The following is a 16091-nucleotide window of genomic DNA, read 5'->3' as shown; positions in this document are numbered from 1 at the left end:
CCCTCATCACCCATGAACGCGCCCTGGGAACCGATCCCGAGCCCCTATGTCGAGTTCTCCCGGGAGGCTTGGAAGCAGCTCAGGGCGAACACGCCGCTCACCCTCGACCAGGGGGATCTTGACGAGTTGCGCGGGTTGCGCGATCCGATCGGGATCAACGAGGTCGAGGACGTGTATTTGCCGCTTACGCGGCTTTTGAATCTGTTCTTCACGGGGGACAGCGGGCTGCGGGACGCGCTCAGCACGTTCCTGAACGAGTCCGTGCGGCCGACGCCGTTCGTGATCGGGGTGGCCGGGAGCGTCGCGGTGGGCAAGTCGACGGTTGCGCGGCTGCTCCAGGCGCTGCTCGCGCGCTGGCCCGAGCACCCCAGGGTGGAACTGGTCACCACGGACAACTTCCTGTACCCCAACGCCGAGCTGCTGCGGCGCGGCCTGATGACCCGCAAGGGCTTTCCCGAGTCCTACGACCGGCGGGCGCTGCTGCGGTTCATCTCGCGGATCAAGGCGGGGGCCAAGGAGCAGACGATTCCCGTCTATTCCCACCTGCAGTACGACATCCTCAAGGGCGAGCGGCAGACCGTCCGGACGCCGGACATCCTGATCTTCGAGGGCATCAACGTCCTGCAGGTCCCGCCGACCGGCTCGCTCAGCGTCTCGGACTACTTCGACTTCTCGATCTACGTGGACGCCAAGGTCGAGCACATCCGCGACTGGTACGTCGAAAGGTTCCTCGCGCTGCGCCGGACGAGGTTCGCCGACCCGCGCTCCTACTTCCACGAGCAGGCCCGCGCGCAGAGCGAAAACGAGGCCGTCGGGTTCGCCAAGGCCATCTGGCACGAGACCAACGAACGCAATCTCACCGAGAACATCCTCCCCACCCGTGCCCGCGCCACCCTTGTCCTGCACAAGGGGCCCGACCACGCCGTCCAGCGCATCCGCCTGCGGCGGATCTAGCCGTTCCCCACCCCAGGGACGGCTTCCTCTGAACGGCCCGGCCGGGCCCCTCCCCCCTTTCTCTGTGACGCCGTCACACCAAAAAAGGTTGGACCCCGGTTTCCCCGTCCTGTTAGGAACGTGGGATGGCCGAGAAGCCGACGCAAGGGGAGACCGCCCGGTGGCGTGCGCTCGCGCCGCTGCGGACCCCCGCGTACCGTCCGCTGATCGGCTCGGTGGCGCTGTCGCTGTGCGCGTCCGGCATGTGGGCCGTCGTCCTGGTCTTCCAGGTGATCGAGATCAGCGACAGCGCATTGGCCCTGTCGGCGGTCGCGCCCGGCCTCACGGCGGGGATGTTCGTCTTCGCCCTCGCGGGCGGCGTCGCAGCTGACCGGCTCTCCAAGCGCGCGCTACTGATCGCGGTACAAGCCCTCAATACGGCGGTCACCCTTGTGGTGACCTTGCTGGCGTTCACCGGGCACATCCGGCTGTGGCACCTCGCCGTCGCGTCGGTACTGCTGGGCGCGGCGATGGCCTTCTACTACCCGGCTTACACCGCCTACCTACCGTCGATCCTCCGCGAACGCGACCTCCTCGCCGCCAACGGCCTAGAAGGCGCCCTCCGCCCCGCCCTCCAACAGGCGGGCGGCCCGGCCCTCGCCGGCTTCGTCGTCGGCGCTTTCCTCCCCGCCACCGGCGCTTTGATCGTCACGGCCCTCTACGCCGTCGCCTTCGCCCTCATCCTCTTCCTCCCCAAGGAAGCCCTCACCGCCAAGCCCACAGGAGACGACGGACAGAAGCCGGATTCGCCGGGAAAGAGCGGCTTCACCGGAGTCCTCACCGAACTCCGCGAGGCGGTCGCCTTCACCGTCCAGACCGCCTGGCTCCTGTGGACCCTCCTGTTCGCCTGCCTGACGGTCATGGTCGTCATGGGCCCGGTAGGGGTCCTCCTCCCCTTCCTCGCCCGCGACGCCTTCACCAACGGCGAACGCGCCTACGGCCTCCTCCTCACCGCCTTCGGCGTAGGCGCGGTGATCGGCTCCCTGGCCGTCTCCTCCTGGCGCCTCCCCCGCCGCTACCTCACGACGATGCTCCTGGGCTGGGGCTTCGGCAACGCCCCCATAGCCGTCCTCGGCTACACCGACTCCTTCTGGCTCATGGCCACCGCCCTCTTCATCGCCGGCCTCACCGACGGCGCGGCAATGGTCATCTGGGGCACCCTCCTCCAACGCCGAGTCCCCCCAAACCTCCTGGGCCGAGTAGCCAGCCTGGATTTCTTCGTCTCCCTAGCCTTCCTCCCCCTCTCCATAGCCCTCACCGGCCCCCTCTCCCACCTAATCCCCACCCCCACCATCTTCCTCGCCGCCGGCCTCCTCCCACCCCTCTTCGCCCTCACCGCCCTCCTGGCCGGCAACCTCCCCAAAAACGAATCCACCCACCCCCTCACCTGACCCCTGCGGGAAAGAGGGACACCCGACGCCATCGTGACCATGATTCAGTTCATGAAGACAATTCCACTGGCCGACGCCAAAGCCAGACTGTCCGCACTTCTCGACACCGTGCGCGACACACACGAGCGATTCGCGATCACTCGCAACGGCCACCCGGAAGCAGTGCTCATGGCGGTCGCAGACCTTGCGGCCCTGGAACAAACACTCGACCTCCTGTCCGAGCCGGGCGCTCTCGCGGAGATCCGCGAGGCCGAAGCCGAGATCTCCCGAAGTGAGTCGATCGGTGCCGCAGACCTACACCGCCTCATGGCCAACCGGAAGCGCGTCGAGCGACCCCCCGAGTGAGCGACGACGCGCACACCCTGTCGCTGGTGGCCTCGGCCCGCCGCGCCCTCACCGAGGCACCCCAGGCGATGAGAAGGTCGGTGCCGTCCACGTCGTGCGCATCGACCACCGGGGCCCCGGTCCCGCGACGTCGGTCAGGCGCGCGGAATCCGTCGGTTCCCGTGGTCCCTCGGCGGGCCGGAGGAGAGCGTCAACCTCGGCGTCGAAAAGCGCCGCGAGAACGTCGTCCATATCGGGCGAGTCCACGTTGCCGGGCCAACTGGCTGAGCAGATTCGCCACATCCACCGCCGCTCACCTGAGCCCGGGTGGTCCGAGGGACCGAACGATGGTGGCTGCGATTTCGGTGAGGTGTTCGGATGTGCCGATGGGGTGGCGGTCGCCCTCGTGTGTCGCCCAGGTGAACCGGTAGGCGCTGGGCTCGGCCTTGACGCCGATGTCGGCGGCTCGGCCTGTCTCACCGTGGACGACGAACAGGACGGGGCGTCCGTCGCGCGAGACTATGCCCGCGCCCATGTGCGGGGTGCCTGTCGATTTCGATTCTGAGGAGTTCCAGGAAGGTTTCGTGCATATCGGGCAAAGGCGTGAGCTTGGACGGGGGGAGATCGGCGGGGTGTCCTTCTTCTGCGGGTGTGGTGTTCATGGCACCAGCGAAGCGAACTACGGACCGTCGTCGTAGTGGCCGGAGTAGTGGCCATTATTGTTATGCGGTGATCTCGTTCATGAGCATCCGGAGGGTCAAAGAGTGCTTTTCGGGCGGGAGGGCATCTAGTGCCGCTTGGGCGTGGGCTGTTCCGGTTTCGCGGTCGCCCGATCTGACCAGCATCAGACCTTTGTGCATTTCCAGGTGGGTGCGGAATCGGGGGAGAGAGTCGGGCAGGTAGTGCGCGGCGTGGTCTTGGGCGTCCAAAGCTCGCTTTTCGTCGCCGACCCGCGCGTACAGGAGTGAGCGGAAGACCTCGAAGCGCCAGTAGGGCACGGCGTAGTCGGACTCCTCGCCGTCGCCCGAGCCGACGACGTCGAAAACGCGCAGGCCCTCCTCGGCGTGGGCCAGCGCCGCCGTCAGGTTGCCTCTCAGGGCCTCCGCATGAGCCTTGCCCATCAGGGCGTTGACACGGCCGAGAGAAGGTTTCTCCTCTATCTGGAGGGCCTGCTCAGCGAACAGGTCGGCCATTCCCAGAGCCGCGCCCTCGTACCCGAGTGCGATAGCGGCCCGGCCTCGCACCCAGACGCGGGTCGCGGCGTCGTCGGAGCGGTCGGCCGCCTCGATGGCGGTCGAGTACCAGCCGACGGCCTTGGTCCCATCGCTGCCGGGGAAGGTCTTGGCATAAAGCGTCATCAGCTTCGCAGCGATCTGCCACATTCCCGGCTTTTCAAGCTGTTGCTGGAGGACGAGCAGGTCACGTGAGAGGCGGCGCTGGATCTCGGCCGCGCCGAGCTTCATGTAGTCCTCGCCGTAGGCGACGAGCTTTCCCGACCAGTCGTCGGCGCTCGGCCCCCCGGACAGGGCCGCCGCGAACCCGCTCCGAAGGAGGTCCGCCGCGACGACGGGCGCGATCGCCGTGGCTGCGACGTCGGTCAGGAAGGTGCGGCGTTTCACTCCGGACTCCAGCACTGCGAGGGGCACTTCGAGGACCGTAGCCAGGTGGCGCAGCCAGTAGGCGTCCGGGGTGCGTCTGCCGTTCTCCCACCGGGAGACGTACTCCCGGTTGAGGCTGTCGCCACCGGACGCCCTGTTCAGTTCTGCGGCGAGGCGGCCTTGGGACCAACCCCGCACGCCCCTCAGGTCCTTGATGAGTTCGCCCACCATGGCACCCATCATGGTCCCTGGCCGGTGGTCGGGGCAGTGGCTGCGGAAGGATTGGGTCAGGTGAGGGATTGGCCGGTTGTGGGGTTGAAGAGGTGGAGGGAGTTGGTGGGGATGGTTAGTTGTAGGGGGGTGCCTTTTTGGGCGGGGGAGTTTCCTGGGAGGCGGGCTACTAGGGGGGTGGAGGGGGCGGTGGGGAGGGGGAGGTAGGCGTATTTTTCTGGGCCTAGGGATTCGATGAGGTCGGGGTGGGCGGTGAAAGTTAGGGAGGGGGTGGTGGAGGGGGTGGTGGGGGCGGGGTCGAAGGATTCGGGGCGGATGCCGATGGTTATGGTGCGGGTTGGGTGGGAGTTGAGGGTTTTGTGGAGGGTGGGGGTTAGGGGGAAGGGGCCTAGGGGGGTTTGGAGGGCGTTGGTGGTGAGGGTGGCGGTTAGGAAGTTCATGGTGGGGGAGCCTATGAAGCTTGCGGTGAAGAGGTTGGCGGGGGTGTTGTAGAGGGCTTCGGGGGGGCCTATTTGTTGGACTTGGCCGTTGTTGAGGAGGACTATGCGGTCGGCGAGGGTCATGGCTTCGGTTTGGTCGTGGGTGACGTAAATGGTTGTGGTGTTGAGGCGGGATTGGAGGCGGGAGATCATAGTGCGCATCTGGATGCGGAGTTTGGCGTCGAGGTTGGAGAGGGGTTCGTCCATCAGGAAGGCTTTTGGGTTGCGGACCAGGGCTCGGCCCATGGCCACGCGTTGGCGTTGGCCGCCGGAGAGGTTGGCGGGGCGGCGGGATAGGAGGGGTTCGATGTCCAGGGTTTGGGCGGCTTCTTTTACCTTGCGGGCGGTCTCGGCCTTGTCAGTTTTGGCCAGGCGGAGGGGGAAGGCGATGTTCTCGGCGACGGTCATGTGGGGGTAGAGGGCGTAGGACTGGAAGACCATTGCCATGTCGCGGTCGCGGGGGGCGCGTTCGTTCATGCGGACGCCGTCTATGCGGAGTTCGCCTGAGGTGATCTGTTCGAGGCCGGCGATCATGTTGAGGGTCGTGGATTTGCCGCAGCCTGAGGGGCCGACAAGGATGACGAATTCGCCGTCGGCGATCGTGAGGTCGAGGGAGTGGACGGCGACGGCGCCGTCCGGGAAACGCTTGGTGATGCCGTCGAGGACGATCTCGGCCATGGACTTACCCCTTCACCGCGCCGGAGGTCAGGCCGGACACGATCCGGCGCTGGAAGAACAGGACAAAGACGATGATCGGGATGGTGATGACGACCGCCGCCGCCGCGATCGAGCCCGTCGGGTCCTCGAACTGGGACGCGCCGGTGAAGAACGAGATCGTCGCGGGCGCGGTGCGGGCCGCGCTGGTCGAGGTGAGGGAGATCGCGAAGAGGAAGTCGTTCCAGCAGACGATGAACGCGAGGATCGCGGTGGTGACCACGCCGGGCATGGCGAGGGGCGCGATGACGAGCCGGAACGCCTGGAACGGGGTCGCCCCGTCCATCTTCGCGGCCTTCTCCAGGTCCCAGGGGATCTCGCGGAAGAAGTTCGCGAGGGTGAAGATGGTGAGCGGCAGCGCGAACGTGATGTACGGGAGGATCAGGCCGGGCCAGGTGTCGAACAGGCCGAGCGAGCGTTCGATCTGGAACAGCGGGGTCACCAGCGAGATCTGCGGGAACATCGACACAAGCAGCGAGACGCCGAGGACCGCCGCCCGCCCGGGGAACGCGAGCCGTGCGACGGCATAGGCCGCCATGGTCCCGACGACGATCGCGACGACCGTCGAGATGAGCCCGATCCCGATGGAGTTGACGAGTCCGCGCGTGAAGTCGTCGTCGGCGAAAATGCCGCGATAGTTAGCGAACGTCCACTTCGTAGGTAGGAACGACCCGTCGGTGATGGTCGCCGGATCCTTGAACGACAACGACACGATCCACGCGACCGGCACAAGCGCGTACAGAAGCACAAGAAGGTTCAGCACCGCCCAACGCCCCCGCATAACCGCCCACCCCCCGGCGCACTCGCCCCGAGCCCCCGGACGAAGACAAACGCGACGACCGCGACGGTCAGCAAGATCAGCACCGACATCGTCGACCCGATCCCGAGGTTCAGCCCCCCGATCAGATTGTGGTAAGCGATCATCGACACCGAGCTGGTGTCCTGCGCCCCGTTGGTGAGGACGTAGATGTTGTCGAAGATCCGGAACGCGTCGAGCGTGCGGAACAGCAGCGCCGCGACGATCGCGGGCCGCATCAGCGGCAGCGTGACGAGCCGGAACCGCTGCCACGGCCCCGCGCCGTCCATCGCGGCGGCCCGCAGCACGTCCTCGGGGACGAGCGCGAGCCCTGCCATCAGCAGCAGCGCCATGAACGGGGTCGTCTTCCACACCTCGGCGAGGATGATGACGCCGATCGCCGGCCAGTGCTGGGTGAGCGGCGCGGCGCCCTCCGGCAGCAGCGCGGCGAGCCAGCCGGTGCCCGGCGTCCACGCGTACTTCCACCCGTAAGCCGCCGCGACGGTGACGATCCCGTACGGGATGAGCACGACGGTCCGGACGAGCCCGCGCCCGAGCAGCGTCCGGTACATCACCATCGCGATCCCCATGCCGAGGACGAGTTCCACCGCGACGCTCACGACGGTGATGAGCGCGGTGACGCCGAGCGCGTTCCACCAGAACTGACTGGTCAGCACCGTCGCGTAGTTGTCGAGGCCGATCCACGCCTTGTCGCCGGGGAAGCGCAGGTCGTACCGCTGGAACGACAGCATGACCGAGTACACGACGGGCCAGGCCGCCACGAGCAGCATCACCAGGGCGGCCGGGGCGCACAGCCACAACCCGAGCCGCCGTTCGGCGCGCTGCCCTTCGCCCAGTTCCACGCGCCCGCCTTGCGGGACTTCTTGTACGCCCGTCAAGGAAGCACCCCCTTGCTCCGCAACGCGTCCCCGATGAGCTCCCTGAGCGTGACGAGCGTGCGCGGCGGGTCTATCGCGGCGGGCGGCGACAGCGTGACGGCCGTGACGGTCGAGACGTTCTGGTAAGTCGGCGTCTTAGGGCGCGGTACCGCCGTGCGGACCGCCTCGAGGATCGCGTCGCGCATCGGGTACGCCTCGGCCATCCCCCGCGCCCGGTAGACGGCCTCGATCGTGGGCGGGAGGCCGTCCTTGGTGGCGGCGATCCGCTGGCTCTCGGGGTCGCGCAGGCACAGCGCCGCCGCGAACGCCGCCGCCGGGTGCGGCGAGTACCTGCTGACGGCGAAGTTGGCCCCGCCCAGCGGCGCACGCCCCGGCCCGCTGACGCCCGGGTACGCCGCCCACCTGAAGTCCCCGACGAGATCGGGCCGGTTCGCCGCCATCGACGCGTACACGAACGGCCAGTTCACCTGGTAAGCCGCCCGTCCGGCCTCGACCGCGAGCCGCGCGTCGTCCTCCTTGGCGTTCGACAGCGACGGATCAGCCGCCTTCGACCGCGCGTAAGCCCGCATCACCTCAAGCGCCCTCTCCGCGGGCGGCCCGAGCGCCACCTTCTCCCCGTCGGGGCTGAGGATGCTCCCCCCGGCCGAGGCGACGAGGCTGTTGAACCACACGACGATGCCCTCGTACTGCGCGCCCGTCACCTCGCCGTAGTGCGGCTTGCCTTCACGCGCCAGCCTCGCGGACTCCTTCATGAGCCCGTCCCACGTCGCCGGTGGTTCGGGCACAAGGTCGGCCCGGTACCAGAGCAGCTGCACGTTGGTGTTGTACGGCGCGGCGTACAACTTCCCCTGCCACACCGCCGTCTCCAGCGGCTGCCTGAGCGTCCCGGCCTTCGCCCGCGCCGCGTTCTCCCCCGTCCACTCCCTGATCCACCCCGCCTCGGCCAGCTCGGCGGTCCAGGTGACGTCGAGCCCCAGCACGTCGAGCCCCGGATCCCCGGCCGCGAGCCGCCGCACCAACTGCTCCCGCTGGTCGTCGGCCCCGCGCGGCAACGTGTTCAACGCGATCCGATACGCCCCGCCCGCCTCCCGGTTGCACCTCTCCACGATCCCCGCGAGGTTCTGCTGCGGCGCGTTGTACAGATTGACGACGGGCGCACCACCACCCCCCGAGCCGCCGCACGACACCACCGCGAACACCGCGCACAGCACCGCCCCGAACCACCGCGATCTCCCCCAAAGCATTCCCCTCACCTCCCGTCGCCGAGCGTGCCGTGAACGCTACCGTGCGCGTCTGACAAAACCCGGAGAACGCCGGACGCCCCCCGCGCGTCGGCGGGGGGCGTCCGGTGGGGGTGGGGGGTTAGTAGTGGGTGCGCGAGGAGACCGGGGCGGGGGCCGTGGAGTCCTGGATGGCGAGCTCGATCAGCGCGATCAGGACCTCCTTGACGGACTCGCGGCGGCGGACGTCGCACAGGACGACCGGGACGTGGGGGTCGATGTCGAGGGCGTCGCGCAGCTCCTCGGGCGAGTGCCGCGCCGCGCCGTCGAAGCAGTTCGCGGCGACGACGAACGGGATGCGGCGGTGCTCGAAGAAGTCGATCGCGCCGAAGCAGTCCTCAAGCCGCCTGGTGTCGGCCAGGACGACCGCGCCGACCGCGCCGTAGGCGATCTCGTCCCACATGAACCAGAAGCGCTCCTGGCCCGGCGTGCCGAACAGGTACAGGCGGAGGCCGTCGGCGAAGGTGAGGCGGCCGAAGTCCATCGCGACGGTCGTCGTCGTCTTGCGTTCGACGCCTGTGAGGTCGTCGACGCCCGCGCCGACGTCCGTCAGGTCCTCCTCGGTGCGCAGCGGACGGATCTCGCTGACCGCGCCGACGAGGGTGGTCTTGCCGACGCCGAAGCCGCCCGCGACGAGGATCTTCAGCGCGACGCGCGGGTCGTCGGGGCCGCCTTCCGGCTCAGAGTTCTCGTAGGCCATTCAGGACTCTCATCAGTAGCCGGGCGTCGTGCCGCCCGGTGGGGGTCTGCTGCGCTTGCGGGACCTCCTGCAGGAGGCCGTGCTCGCACAGGTCGCCGAGCAGGACGTGCACGACCTTCAGCGGAAGGTCGATCTCGGACGCGAGGTCGGCGATGGTGATGGGCTTGCGGCACATCGCGAGCAGCCTGTGCTGTTCGCTGGTCAGGCGCATGTGGTCGCGGACCGGGTTCCAGGTCGCGACGAGGATCGTCACGAGGTCGAGGCGGATGCCCGACGTCCGGGTGCGGCCTCGGGTGATGGTGTACGGGCGCACGAGCGGGCCGGCGTCTCTGCCGACCCAGCGTTCCTTCGGACCGTCCATGGGCCCTCCTACCTGTAGCCCGCGGCCGGGCGGTGCTCGGGAGAGCGCGGCGCGGCCGTCAGGTGCTGCCTGACCCGCTTGATGAGCATGGCCATCTCGTAGGCCACGAGGCCCGCGTTCTGGCCCGCGCTGCTGAGGACGGCGAGGCAGCTTCCGTTGCCCGCCGGGACGACGAAGAACAGCTTGTCGTCGATCTCGATGACTGCCTGCCGTACCTGCCGTGCCTTGAAGTGCTCGCGGGCGCCGTTGGCGAGGCTGTTGAAGCCCGCCGAGAGGGCGGAGAGGAACTCCGCGTCGGCTCGGGAGACGCCGCGCGACGCGCCCATCATGAGGCCGTCACGGGAGAGCAGGACCGCCTGGTGCACCTGCTCGACGCGCTCCACCAGGTCGTCGAGGAGCCAGTTGAGCTTGGCGGTGGATTCGGGGTGGGTCATGGTTCCTGCCCGTCGTAGTGCTCGGTCGCCGAGGGCGTCGGTCTTCTCCCCGGCCGGTTGACCGGACGGACAGCGGGCACCGCGGACGGCTGGCTCAGGGTGTTACGGACGCATCTCGCGTTCGCCATGATTAGCCATGCTTCGCCCGGATATCAACGCTTACGCCCTACTCAATGGCCACTTTTCGCAAATACTGCCCAGTAACCGGACATTGCCACGTTCCACGGCCCTCCGGGAGACGCCTTCGGAGGGGGCCGCGTCCGGCGGGGGAAGGACACGGCTTCCGCTGCCAGAGGTCCCGCGCGCCGCGCGGGACGCCCGGGATCAGCGCTTGAACCAGACGTCCACCTTGATCGTGCCGCCGTCACCGGTGTACTTGTACCACTGGTGCAGGGACTTCTTGCCGCAGGTGAACTTCCCGCTGAACGGGATGATCGGCTCGAGGTTGCCCGCGCGCAGCGACTTGGCGAGGTTGTAGGTCTCGGTCGGGGTGGACGAGCCGGCGTCGCCGCCCCGCACGACGGCCGAGCCCTTGGCGGTCTTGGGCCGCAGCGCGAACGTGCCGCTCTTCTTGCCCTTGAACGCGCCGCCGACGGTCATCGTCTTGGTGTACTTGCCCCAGCTGCCCAGGTCCTCGCCGCCGGGACCGGTGCCCTTGCCGACCACCTTGGTCGACTTGGAGAAGTCGTACTTGAGGGACTTGGCGCTGATGGTGAGCTTGGTGCCCTTGCCGCCGCTGCCCGTCATCTTCAGGCCGTCGCCGGTGAGGGTGAACGTGTGCTTGCTGACCTTCCAGGTGCCGAGCGCGCACGCCTTGGGCGCGGCCGAGGCCGTCGCGGGCGCCACGAGCACGCCGCCCGCGACGACGAGCGCCGCGAACCCCGCCCGGCCGAGTCTCTTGGACAAGACCTACCTCCGTTGTCGTGAAACAGAACGGACGAAACCTACCCGTCCCGGATCACGGAGGGATGCCATTTTCGCCAGGTATGTCACGGAAGTACGTTCTCGACGTCTCGGCGCGGCGCGGCCCCGGGAACAGCGAACGGCCGCCCCCTGACGAGGACGGCCGCACAGGTACGCGGGACGGGTCAGCCGCGTCGGAACCAGGTGTCGAACCGCGACGAGTCAGTCGCGGACTTCGTCGCGAGCACAAGGTGGAGGGACCTGCCCGTGCAGGTGAAGCTGCCCGAGCCGAGCGCGATGGTCTCCGGCTTGCCCTTGCGGTAGTTCGGGGCGAGCGGGTACGTCGCGTCGGGACGCTTCGCGCCCACCTTGCCGGTACGTGCCGTCGCGTCGCCCTTGGCCTTGCGCACGTCGGCGGTCAGCAGGCCCTTCTTGTTGCCCTTGAACGACGCGGGGACGCGCAGCCGTCCGTCGTACCGGCTCCACATGGCGACCTTCTCGCCGCTGCGGGTGCCCTGGCTCACCAGCCGCTTGGAGCCGCGGAAGTCCCACGACAGCGACTTCTTGCCGACGGTCAGGCGCACCCCCTTGCCGCCCGTGCCGGTGAAGTCGTAGCCCTCACCCTTGGCGCTGAAGGAGTGCTTCACCATCGTCCACTTGCCGACGGCGCACGCCTTGGCCGCCGCCGACGCCGCGCCCGGCGCCCCCGCGACGGCCCCCGCCGCCACCGCCGCGATCACCGTTGTGCGCACAACATGCCCGAACAAATCGGTCCCCCTCCGTCGGATGACATGCCCGCAGCAACCTAGTGCCACCCGATCGTCACCGACCGTCGATTTACCCGACCATGGGGAAAGGACTGCACGGCTCCCCTGCTCCCGCCCTCGACGGGCCGTCTTGCCGTTGTCAACACGCGGTGGCGCGAACCGGCCACGTTCGCGGAGAGTCGGATACTTCGTTATATGTTGCGTAACCGCGCTGCGAGAGGGGGGCTACGGATGGTCGAAGACGCGGAGAACGAGGAAAGGGCGGCACGCGACCTCGACCGGGCGACCCCCAACATCGCCCGGATGAACGACTACTTCCTGGGCGGCAAGGACAACTTCGCCGTCGACCGGGAGACCGCCGACGCGCTCCTCGCGCTCGCCCCCGAGATCAAGCCGATGGCCGAGGAGATGCAGGACTTCCGCCGTCGTCTGGTGCGGCACCTGCTGGCCGCCGGGGTGCGCCGCTTCCTCGACCTCGGCTCGGGCCTGCCGACCCGTGACGCCACCCACCAGATCGCGCACGCGGTCGACCCTTCCGCCCGCGTCGTCTACGTCAACGACGACCTCGTCGTCCTCGCGCACGCCCGCGCGCTGCTCGGCGGCGCGGCCGGGACCGCGGTCGTGGACGGCAGCGTCGTCCGCCCCGCCGACCTGCTGTCCGAACCGGCCGTCGGCTGCCTGCTGGAGGGCGGCGAGCCCGTCGCGGTGCTGGCGCTCGGCACCCTGCAGTTCATCCCGAAGCCCGACGGGCCCGTGGAGGGCGTGCACGCGCTCATGGAGGTCCTGCCTTCCGGCAGCCACCTCGGGCTTTCGCACGTGGTGTTCGACCAGCGGCCCGACCTCGCCGGGCCGATCGTGGAGATCTACCAGTCGGTCCTGTCCACCGAGCAGCCCAGCGCGCTCACCACCGACGACGTCATGCGCTACTTCGACGGCCTCGACGTCATGCCGCCCGGCCTCGTGCACCTGCCGCACTGGCGTCCTGAGGACGCTGAGGCCGCGCGGGCCGCCGAGCCCGGGTTCATGGTCGGCGGGGCGGCCCGCAAGCCCTAGCGACGCCTACACGGGCGCGAGCAGCCGCGTCAGGAGGTCGTCCAGGCTGATGACGCCGGTGATCGTCCCGTCCTCGCCGCGCACCAGCGCGAGCTGGCTGCGGTGCAGCCGCAGGTCCGTGACGGCGTCGGCGACCGCGATGTCGTGCCGCACGACGGGGATCGGGTGCGCCATCGTCTCGGCGGCCGGAGCCGCGCCCTCGGCCCGCGCCAGATAAGCCTCGCGGGCGTGCACAACGCCGGTCACCTCGCCGTCGTCGCCGCACAGCAGCAGCCGCGTGACGCCGGTGCGGGTGGACACGTCGATCACCTCCTGCGGAAGCGCGCTTGACGGGACCGACACCGCGCGGCCCAGCGGGATCACCAGATCCCCCAGACCCGTGCGGGGGGCGTCCAGCGCGCGGCTGAGGAGGTTGCGGTCGGCCTCCTCGATCAGCCCGAGCCGTCGCGACTCCTCCACGAGATGCCTCAGCTGCTCGGGGGTGCGCGAGACCTCCATCTCCTCGCGCGGCTCCACCCCGATCAGCCGCAGCAGCCCGTTCGTGAGGTGGTTCAGCGCGGTCAGCAGCGGCCGGAACAGCCACGCGAACCCGCGGAACGGCAGCGCGAGCAGCAGCGCCGAGCGCTCGGGCCGCGCGATCGCCCACGACTTGGGGGCCATCTCGCCGACGACCATGTGCAGGAACGTCACGAGCGCGAGCGCGATCACGAACGACACGGCGTGCGCGAGCGCGTCGGACAGGCCGACGTCGTGGAACAGCGGGGTGAGCACCGAGGCGATCACCGGCTCGGAGACCACGCCGAGGCCGAGCGAGCAGATCGTGATGCCCAGCTGCGCGCCCGCGAGCATCAGCGACAGCTCGCGGATGCCCGCGACGGCCTGCGCCGCCGCCCGGCTGCCGCGCTCGGCCGCCTGCTCAAGCTTGGGCCGCTTGGCGGCCACCAGCGCGAACTCGGCGGCGACGAAGAAGCCGTTCCCCGCGAGCAGCACGAGCGTGAGCACGAGTCCCGTGGTGAGGCTCATCGGGCCGCCTCCCGCACCGGCTCGGCCACCGGCTGCGGCCGCAGCCTGATCTTCTCCGCGACGTGGTGGTCGACGGAGATGACCTCGATGACCAGGCCGTCGGCCTCGATCAGGTCGCCGGGGCCCGCGATGCGGCCGAGCCGCTGCTGGAGCAGGCCGGCGGCCGTGTCGTAGTCGCCTTCCGGCAGGTGCAGGCCGGTGTGCTGGGCGATCTCGTCGATGCGCAGGCCCGCGTCGGTGTGCCACCAGCCGTTGATCACCCGGGCGAGCGGCTCGTCGCCGTCGTCCTCGTCGGAGATCTCGCCGACGAGCTCCTCGGCGACGTCCTCGAGCGTGATCAGGCCGGCGAAGCCGCCGTACTCGTCGATCACGCAGGCGAGTTCGTCGCCGCGTGCCTGCATCTGGGCGAAGACCGCGGGCAGCGCGAGGCTCGTCGGCACCACGAGGGCCGGACGGGCCAGGTCGCCCGCGAGCCTCGGGTCGCCGTCGGGCACCGGCATCAGCTCGGGCAGGCCGAGCACGCCGACGATGTCGTCAACCCGCTCCCCGACGACCGGGTAGTGGGTGTGGCCGTGCCTGGCGATCACCTCGTTGATCTCCGCGATCGACGCCGACGCCTCGATCGTGGTGACGTCGACGCGCGGGACCATCGCGTTGCTCGCGGTCCTGTCGGAGAAGACGAGCGCCCGCTCCAGCAGGTCGACGTGGTCGTGCGCGAGGTGCTTCTCTGACTCGCCGATGATGTGGCCGAGCTCCTCCAGCGTCGCGCCGTGGTGCAGCTCCTCGACGGGCTCGATCCCGACCGCGCGCAGCAGCCGGTTCGCCGCGGAGTCGAACAGCACGATCACCGGGCGGGCGAGCTTCAGGTACACCAGCGTCGAGGGGGCGAGGAACCTCGCGAGCGTCTCTGGCTTGGCGAGGGAGAGGTTCTTGGGGAACAGCTCGCCGAGGACCATCTGGATCACGATCGCGATCACGAACGCGAGGCCGAGCGAAAGGCCCGCGACGGCCGCCTCGGGCACCCCGAGCGGCGCGAGCGGCGGCGCGATCACCCCGGCGATGGCCGGCTTGGCGATGAACCCGACGACGAGCGTCGTCACCGTGATGCCGAGCTGCGCGCCCGACAGCATGAACGACAGGCGCTCCAGCACCTTGACGGCCCTGGCCGCGTTCTTGTCACCGTCCCGTGCCGCCTCTTGCAGGGCGAGCCTGTCGGCGGTGACGTAAGCGAACTCCTGTGCCACGAAGTAACCCGTGGCTGCGGTCAACAGGACGACCGCGAGAAGACCGAGCGCGACCGTCACCGGCCCACCTCCCGAGCCTTCGGTCGCCCTTGTCTATGACCGGGGTCCGAGTCCACGGACACCAGCCCTCCTCTCCATGTTGTCTCGCTGTCAGGATAAACGGACGGTCGTGTCCCGTGGTTACGACTGATCGTTCGCTTTGTGCAACGCTCAGGCGGCCCCGGGCCGTCAAGGGGGCGGGAGGTGGTCGTCGTGGACGCGTTGGAGCGGGGCGGGGGTTCGCGGGGCGTCAGGTGGGGCCGGGTCGCGGGGGCGTCGGCCGTGCTGGCGGTGGTGGTCGCGGGCGGGTTCGCCGGGGCGGTGCGGGCCGATCTCGTGCCGCGTCCCGCCGGGTGGCCGCAGGCGCTGAGCCCGTCCTATGTGGACGAGCGCGGCTGCCCTACCGGGGAGGGCGACGCGATCATCGACTGGGTCGCGTTCGTGTGGTTCGACGGGCGGCAGTACGAGGCGTGGACCGGAGGGAAGGAGCCGGAGACCGTCTCGGCGGCGCGGGTGGGGAACGTACTCGGGGAGATCACCTGTTCGCTGCCTTCGACCGGCTCGGCGGACTCGGCCCTGGGCCCGCCGTCTTACCCGGACGGGACCGCGCCGTTCGTCCCCGTAGGTACGCCCATCCACGGGCTGCGCGGGGTGTCCGGGGCGTGCGCGGTGGTGATCGACCTGTTCGGGAAGCCGACGGTCTACCACGCGATGACGCCCGGGGCGTCACGGCCCACGCGGGCCTGTCCCGGGTGACGCACAGGGCGGGGTCGCCGGGACACCGTCCGGATACGGCCTGGCCGTTAGTGCGGCGTGCATCGCCCGCAACGCGGCGGGGTTGACAGGGAACCGTCACCTGTCA

Annotated in this window: 18 protein-coding genes; 5 read left to right on the top strand and 13 right to left on the bottom strand. The window is 69.3% G+C overall.

Annotated elements, in window-relative coordinates:
• Positions 1–12 precede the first annotated feature (12 nt).
• The 3 genes from coaA (at position 13) to R9X44_RS01115 (ending at position 2729) form a co-directional block, all read left to right on the top strand.
• Positions 13–954: a type I pantothenate kinase gene (gene coaA, locus R9X44_RS01125; protein WP_319812018.1), complete on the top strand. Its 942-nt coding sequence runs from the start codon at positions 13–15 to the stop codon at positions 952–954.
• 125 nt (positions 955–1079) lie between these two features.
• A complete protein-coding gene (locus tag R9X44_RS01120) occupies positions 1080–2384 on the top strand; it encodes an MFS transporter (RefSeq protein ID WP_319812017.1) in 1305 nt (434 codons plus the stop codon).
• 39 nt (positions 2385–2423) lie between these two features.
• The gene (locus tag R9X44_RS01115) at positions 2424–2729 is read left to right on the top strand and encodes a type II toxin-antitoxin system Phd/YefM family antitoxin (protein WP_319812769.1); all 306 of its coding nucleotides are present in this window, start codon (positions 2424–2426) and stop codon (positions 2727–2729) included.
• A gap of 292 nt (positions 2730–3021) precedes the next feature.
• Here the strand turns inward: R9X44_RS01115 and R9X44_RS01110 are convergent, their stop codons facing one another.
• From R9X44_RS01110 to R9X44_RS01060, 11 genes are all read right to left on the bottom strand, one after another.
• Complete coding sequence (locus R9X44_RS01110; protein WP_319812016.1) at positions 3022–3243, bottom strand: hypothetical protein; 222 nt, start codon at positions 3241–3243, stop codon at positions 3022–3024.
• Positions 3244–3430: 187 nt separating this feature from the next.
• Complete coding sequence (locus R9X44_RS01105) at positions 3431–4537, bottom strand: helix-turn-helix transcriptional regulator (RefSeq protein ID WP_319812015.1); 1107 nt, start codon at positions 4535–4537, stop codon at positions 3431–3433.
• A gap of 56 nt (positions 4538–4593) precedes the next feature.
• Entirely contained in the window at positions 4594–5694 is a 1101-nt protein-coding gene (locus tag R9X44_RS01100; protein WP_319812014.1) for a sn-glycerol-3-phosphate ABC transporter ATP-binding protein UgpC, read from the bottom strand.
• A gap of 4 nt (positions 5695–5698) precedes the next feature.
• A complete protein-coding gene (locus tag R9X44_RS01095; RefSeq protein ID WP_319812013.1) occupies positions 5699–6511 on the bottom strand; it encodes a carbohydrate ABC transporter permease in 813 nt (270 codons plus the stop codon).
• Positions 6487–7389: a sugar ABC transporter permease gene (locus R9X44_RS01090; protein ID WP_319812012.1), complete on the bottom strand. Its 903-nt coding sequence runs from the start codon at positions 7387–7389 to the stop codon at positions 6487–6489. The genes R9X44_RS01095 and R9X44_RS01090 overlap by 25 nt, the downstream gene beginning before the upstream one ends.
• Positions 7390–7421: 32 nt before the next feature.
• Complete coding sequence (locus tag R9X44_RS01085) at positions 7422–8669, bottom strand: ABC transporter substrate-binding protein (RefSeq protein WP_319812011.1); 1248 nt, start codon at positions 8667–8669, stop codon at positions 7422–7424.
• Positions 8670–8787: 118 nt separating this feature from the next.
• A complete protein-coding gene (locus tag R9X44_RS01080) occupies positions 8788–9405 on the bottom strand; it encodes an ATP/GTP-binding protein (RefSeq protein WP_319812010.1) in 618 nt (205 codons plus the stop codon).
• Complete coding sequence (locus R9X44_RS01075) at positions 9386–9766, bottom strand: DUF742 domain-containing protein (protein WP_319812009.1); 381 nt, start codon at positions 9764–9766, stop codon at positions 9386–9388. Before R9X44_RS01075 ends, R9X44_RS01080 begins: the two co-directional genes overlap by 20 nt.
• Positions 9767–9774: 8 nt before the next feature.
• Positions 9775–10200, bottom strand: a complete 426-nt coding sequence (locus tag R9X44_RS01070; RefSeq protein ID WP_319812008.1) for a roadblock/LC7 domain-containing protein — start codon at positions 10198–10200, stop codon at positions 9775–9777.
• Positions 10201–10524: 324 nt separating this feature from the next.
• A complete protein-coding gene (locus R9X44_RS01065) occupies positions 10525–11106 on the bottom strand; it encodes a hypothetical protein (protein ID WP_319812007.1) in 582 nt (193 codons plus the stop codon).
• Positions 11107–11288: 182 nt separating this feature from the next.
• Positions 11289–11870: a hypothetical protein gene (locus tag R9X44_RS01060; protein WP_319812006.1), complete on the bottom strand. Its 582-nt coding sequence runs from the start codon at positions 11868–11870 to the stop codon at positions 11289–11291.
• Positions 11871–12101: 231 nt separating this feature from the next.
• On the opposite strand from R9X44_RS01060, the gene R9X44_RS01055 reads away from it, so the two are divergent.
• Positions 12102–12923: an SAM-dependent methyltransferase gene (locus tag R9X44_RS01055; RefSeq protein WP_319812005.1), complete on the top strand. Its 822-nt coding sequence runs from the start codon at positions 12102–12104 to the stop codon at positions 12921–12923.
• Between the two features lie 6 nt (positions 12924–12929).
• On the opposite strand, the gene R9X44_RS01050 is transcribed toward R9X44_RS01055, so the two are convergent.
• Positions 12930–13946, bottom strand: a complete 1017-nt coding sequence (locus R9X44_RS01050; RefSeq protein WP_319812004.1) for a hemolysin family protein — start codon at positions 13944–13946, stop codon at positions 12930–12932.
• On the bottom strand, positions 13943–15250 hold the full coding sequence (locus R9X44_RS01045) for a hemolysin family protein (RefSeq protein WP_319812003.1): 1308 nt from the start codon (positions 15248–15250) through the stop codon (positions 13943–13945). Before R9X44_RS01045 ends, R9X44_RS01050 begins: the two co-directional genes overlap by 4 nt.
• Before the next feature lie 192 nt (positions 15251–15442).
• Between R9X44_RS01045 and R9X44_RS01040 the strand changes: the two genes are divergently transcribed.
• Positions 15443–15985: a hypothetical protein gene (locus tag R9X44_RS01040; RefSeq protein ID WP_319812002.1), complete on the top strand. Its 543-nt coding sequence runs from the start codon at positions 15443–15445 to the stop codon at positions 15983–15985.
• Positions 15986–16091: the final 106 nt, after the last annotated feature.

The sequence above is a fragment of the Actinocorallia sp. A-T 12471 genome (assembly GCF_033875155.1).
GTDB lineage: Bacteria > Actinomycetota > Actinomycetes > Streptosporangiales > Streptosporangiaceae > Actinocorallia.
This window is presented reverse-complemented; position numbering and strand designations above follow the sequence as displayed.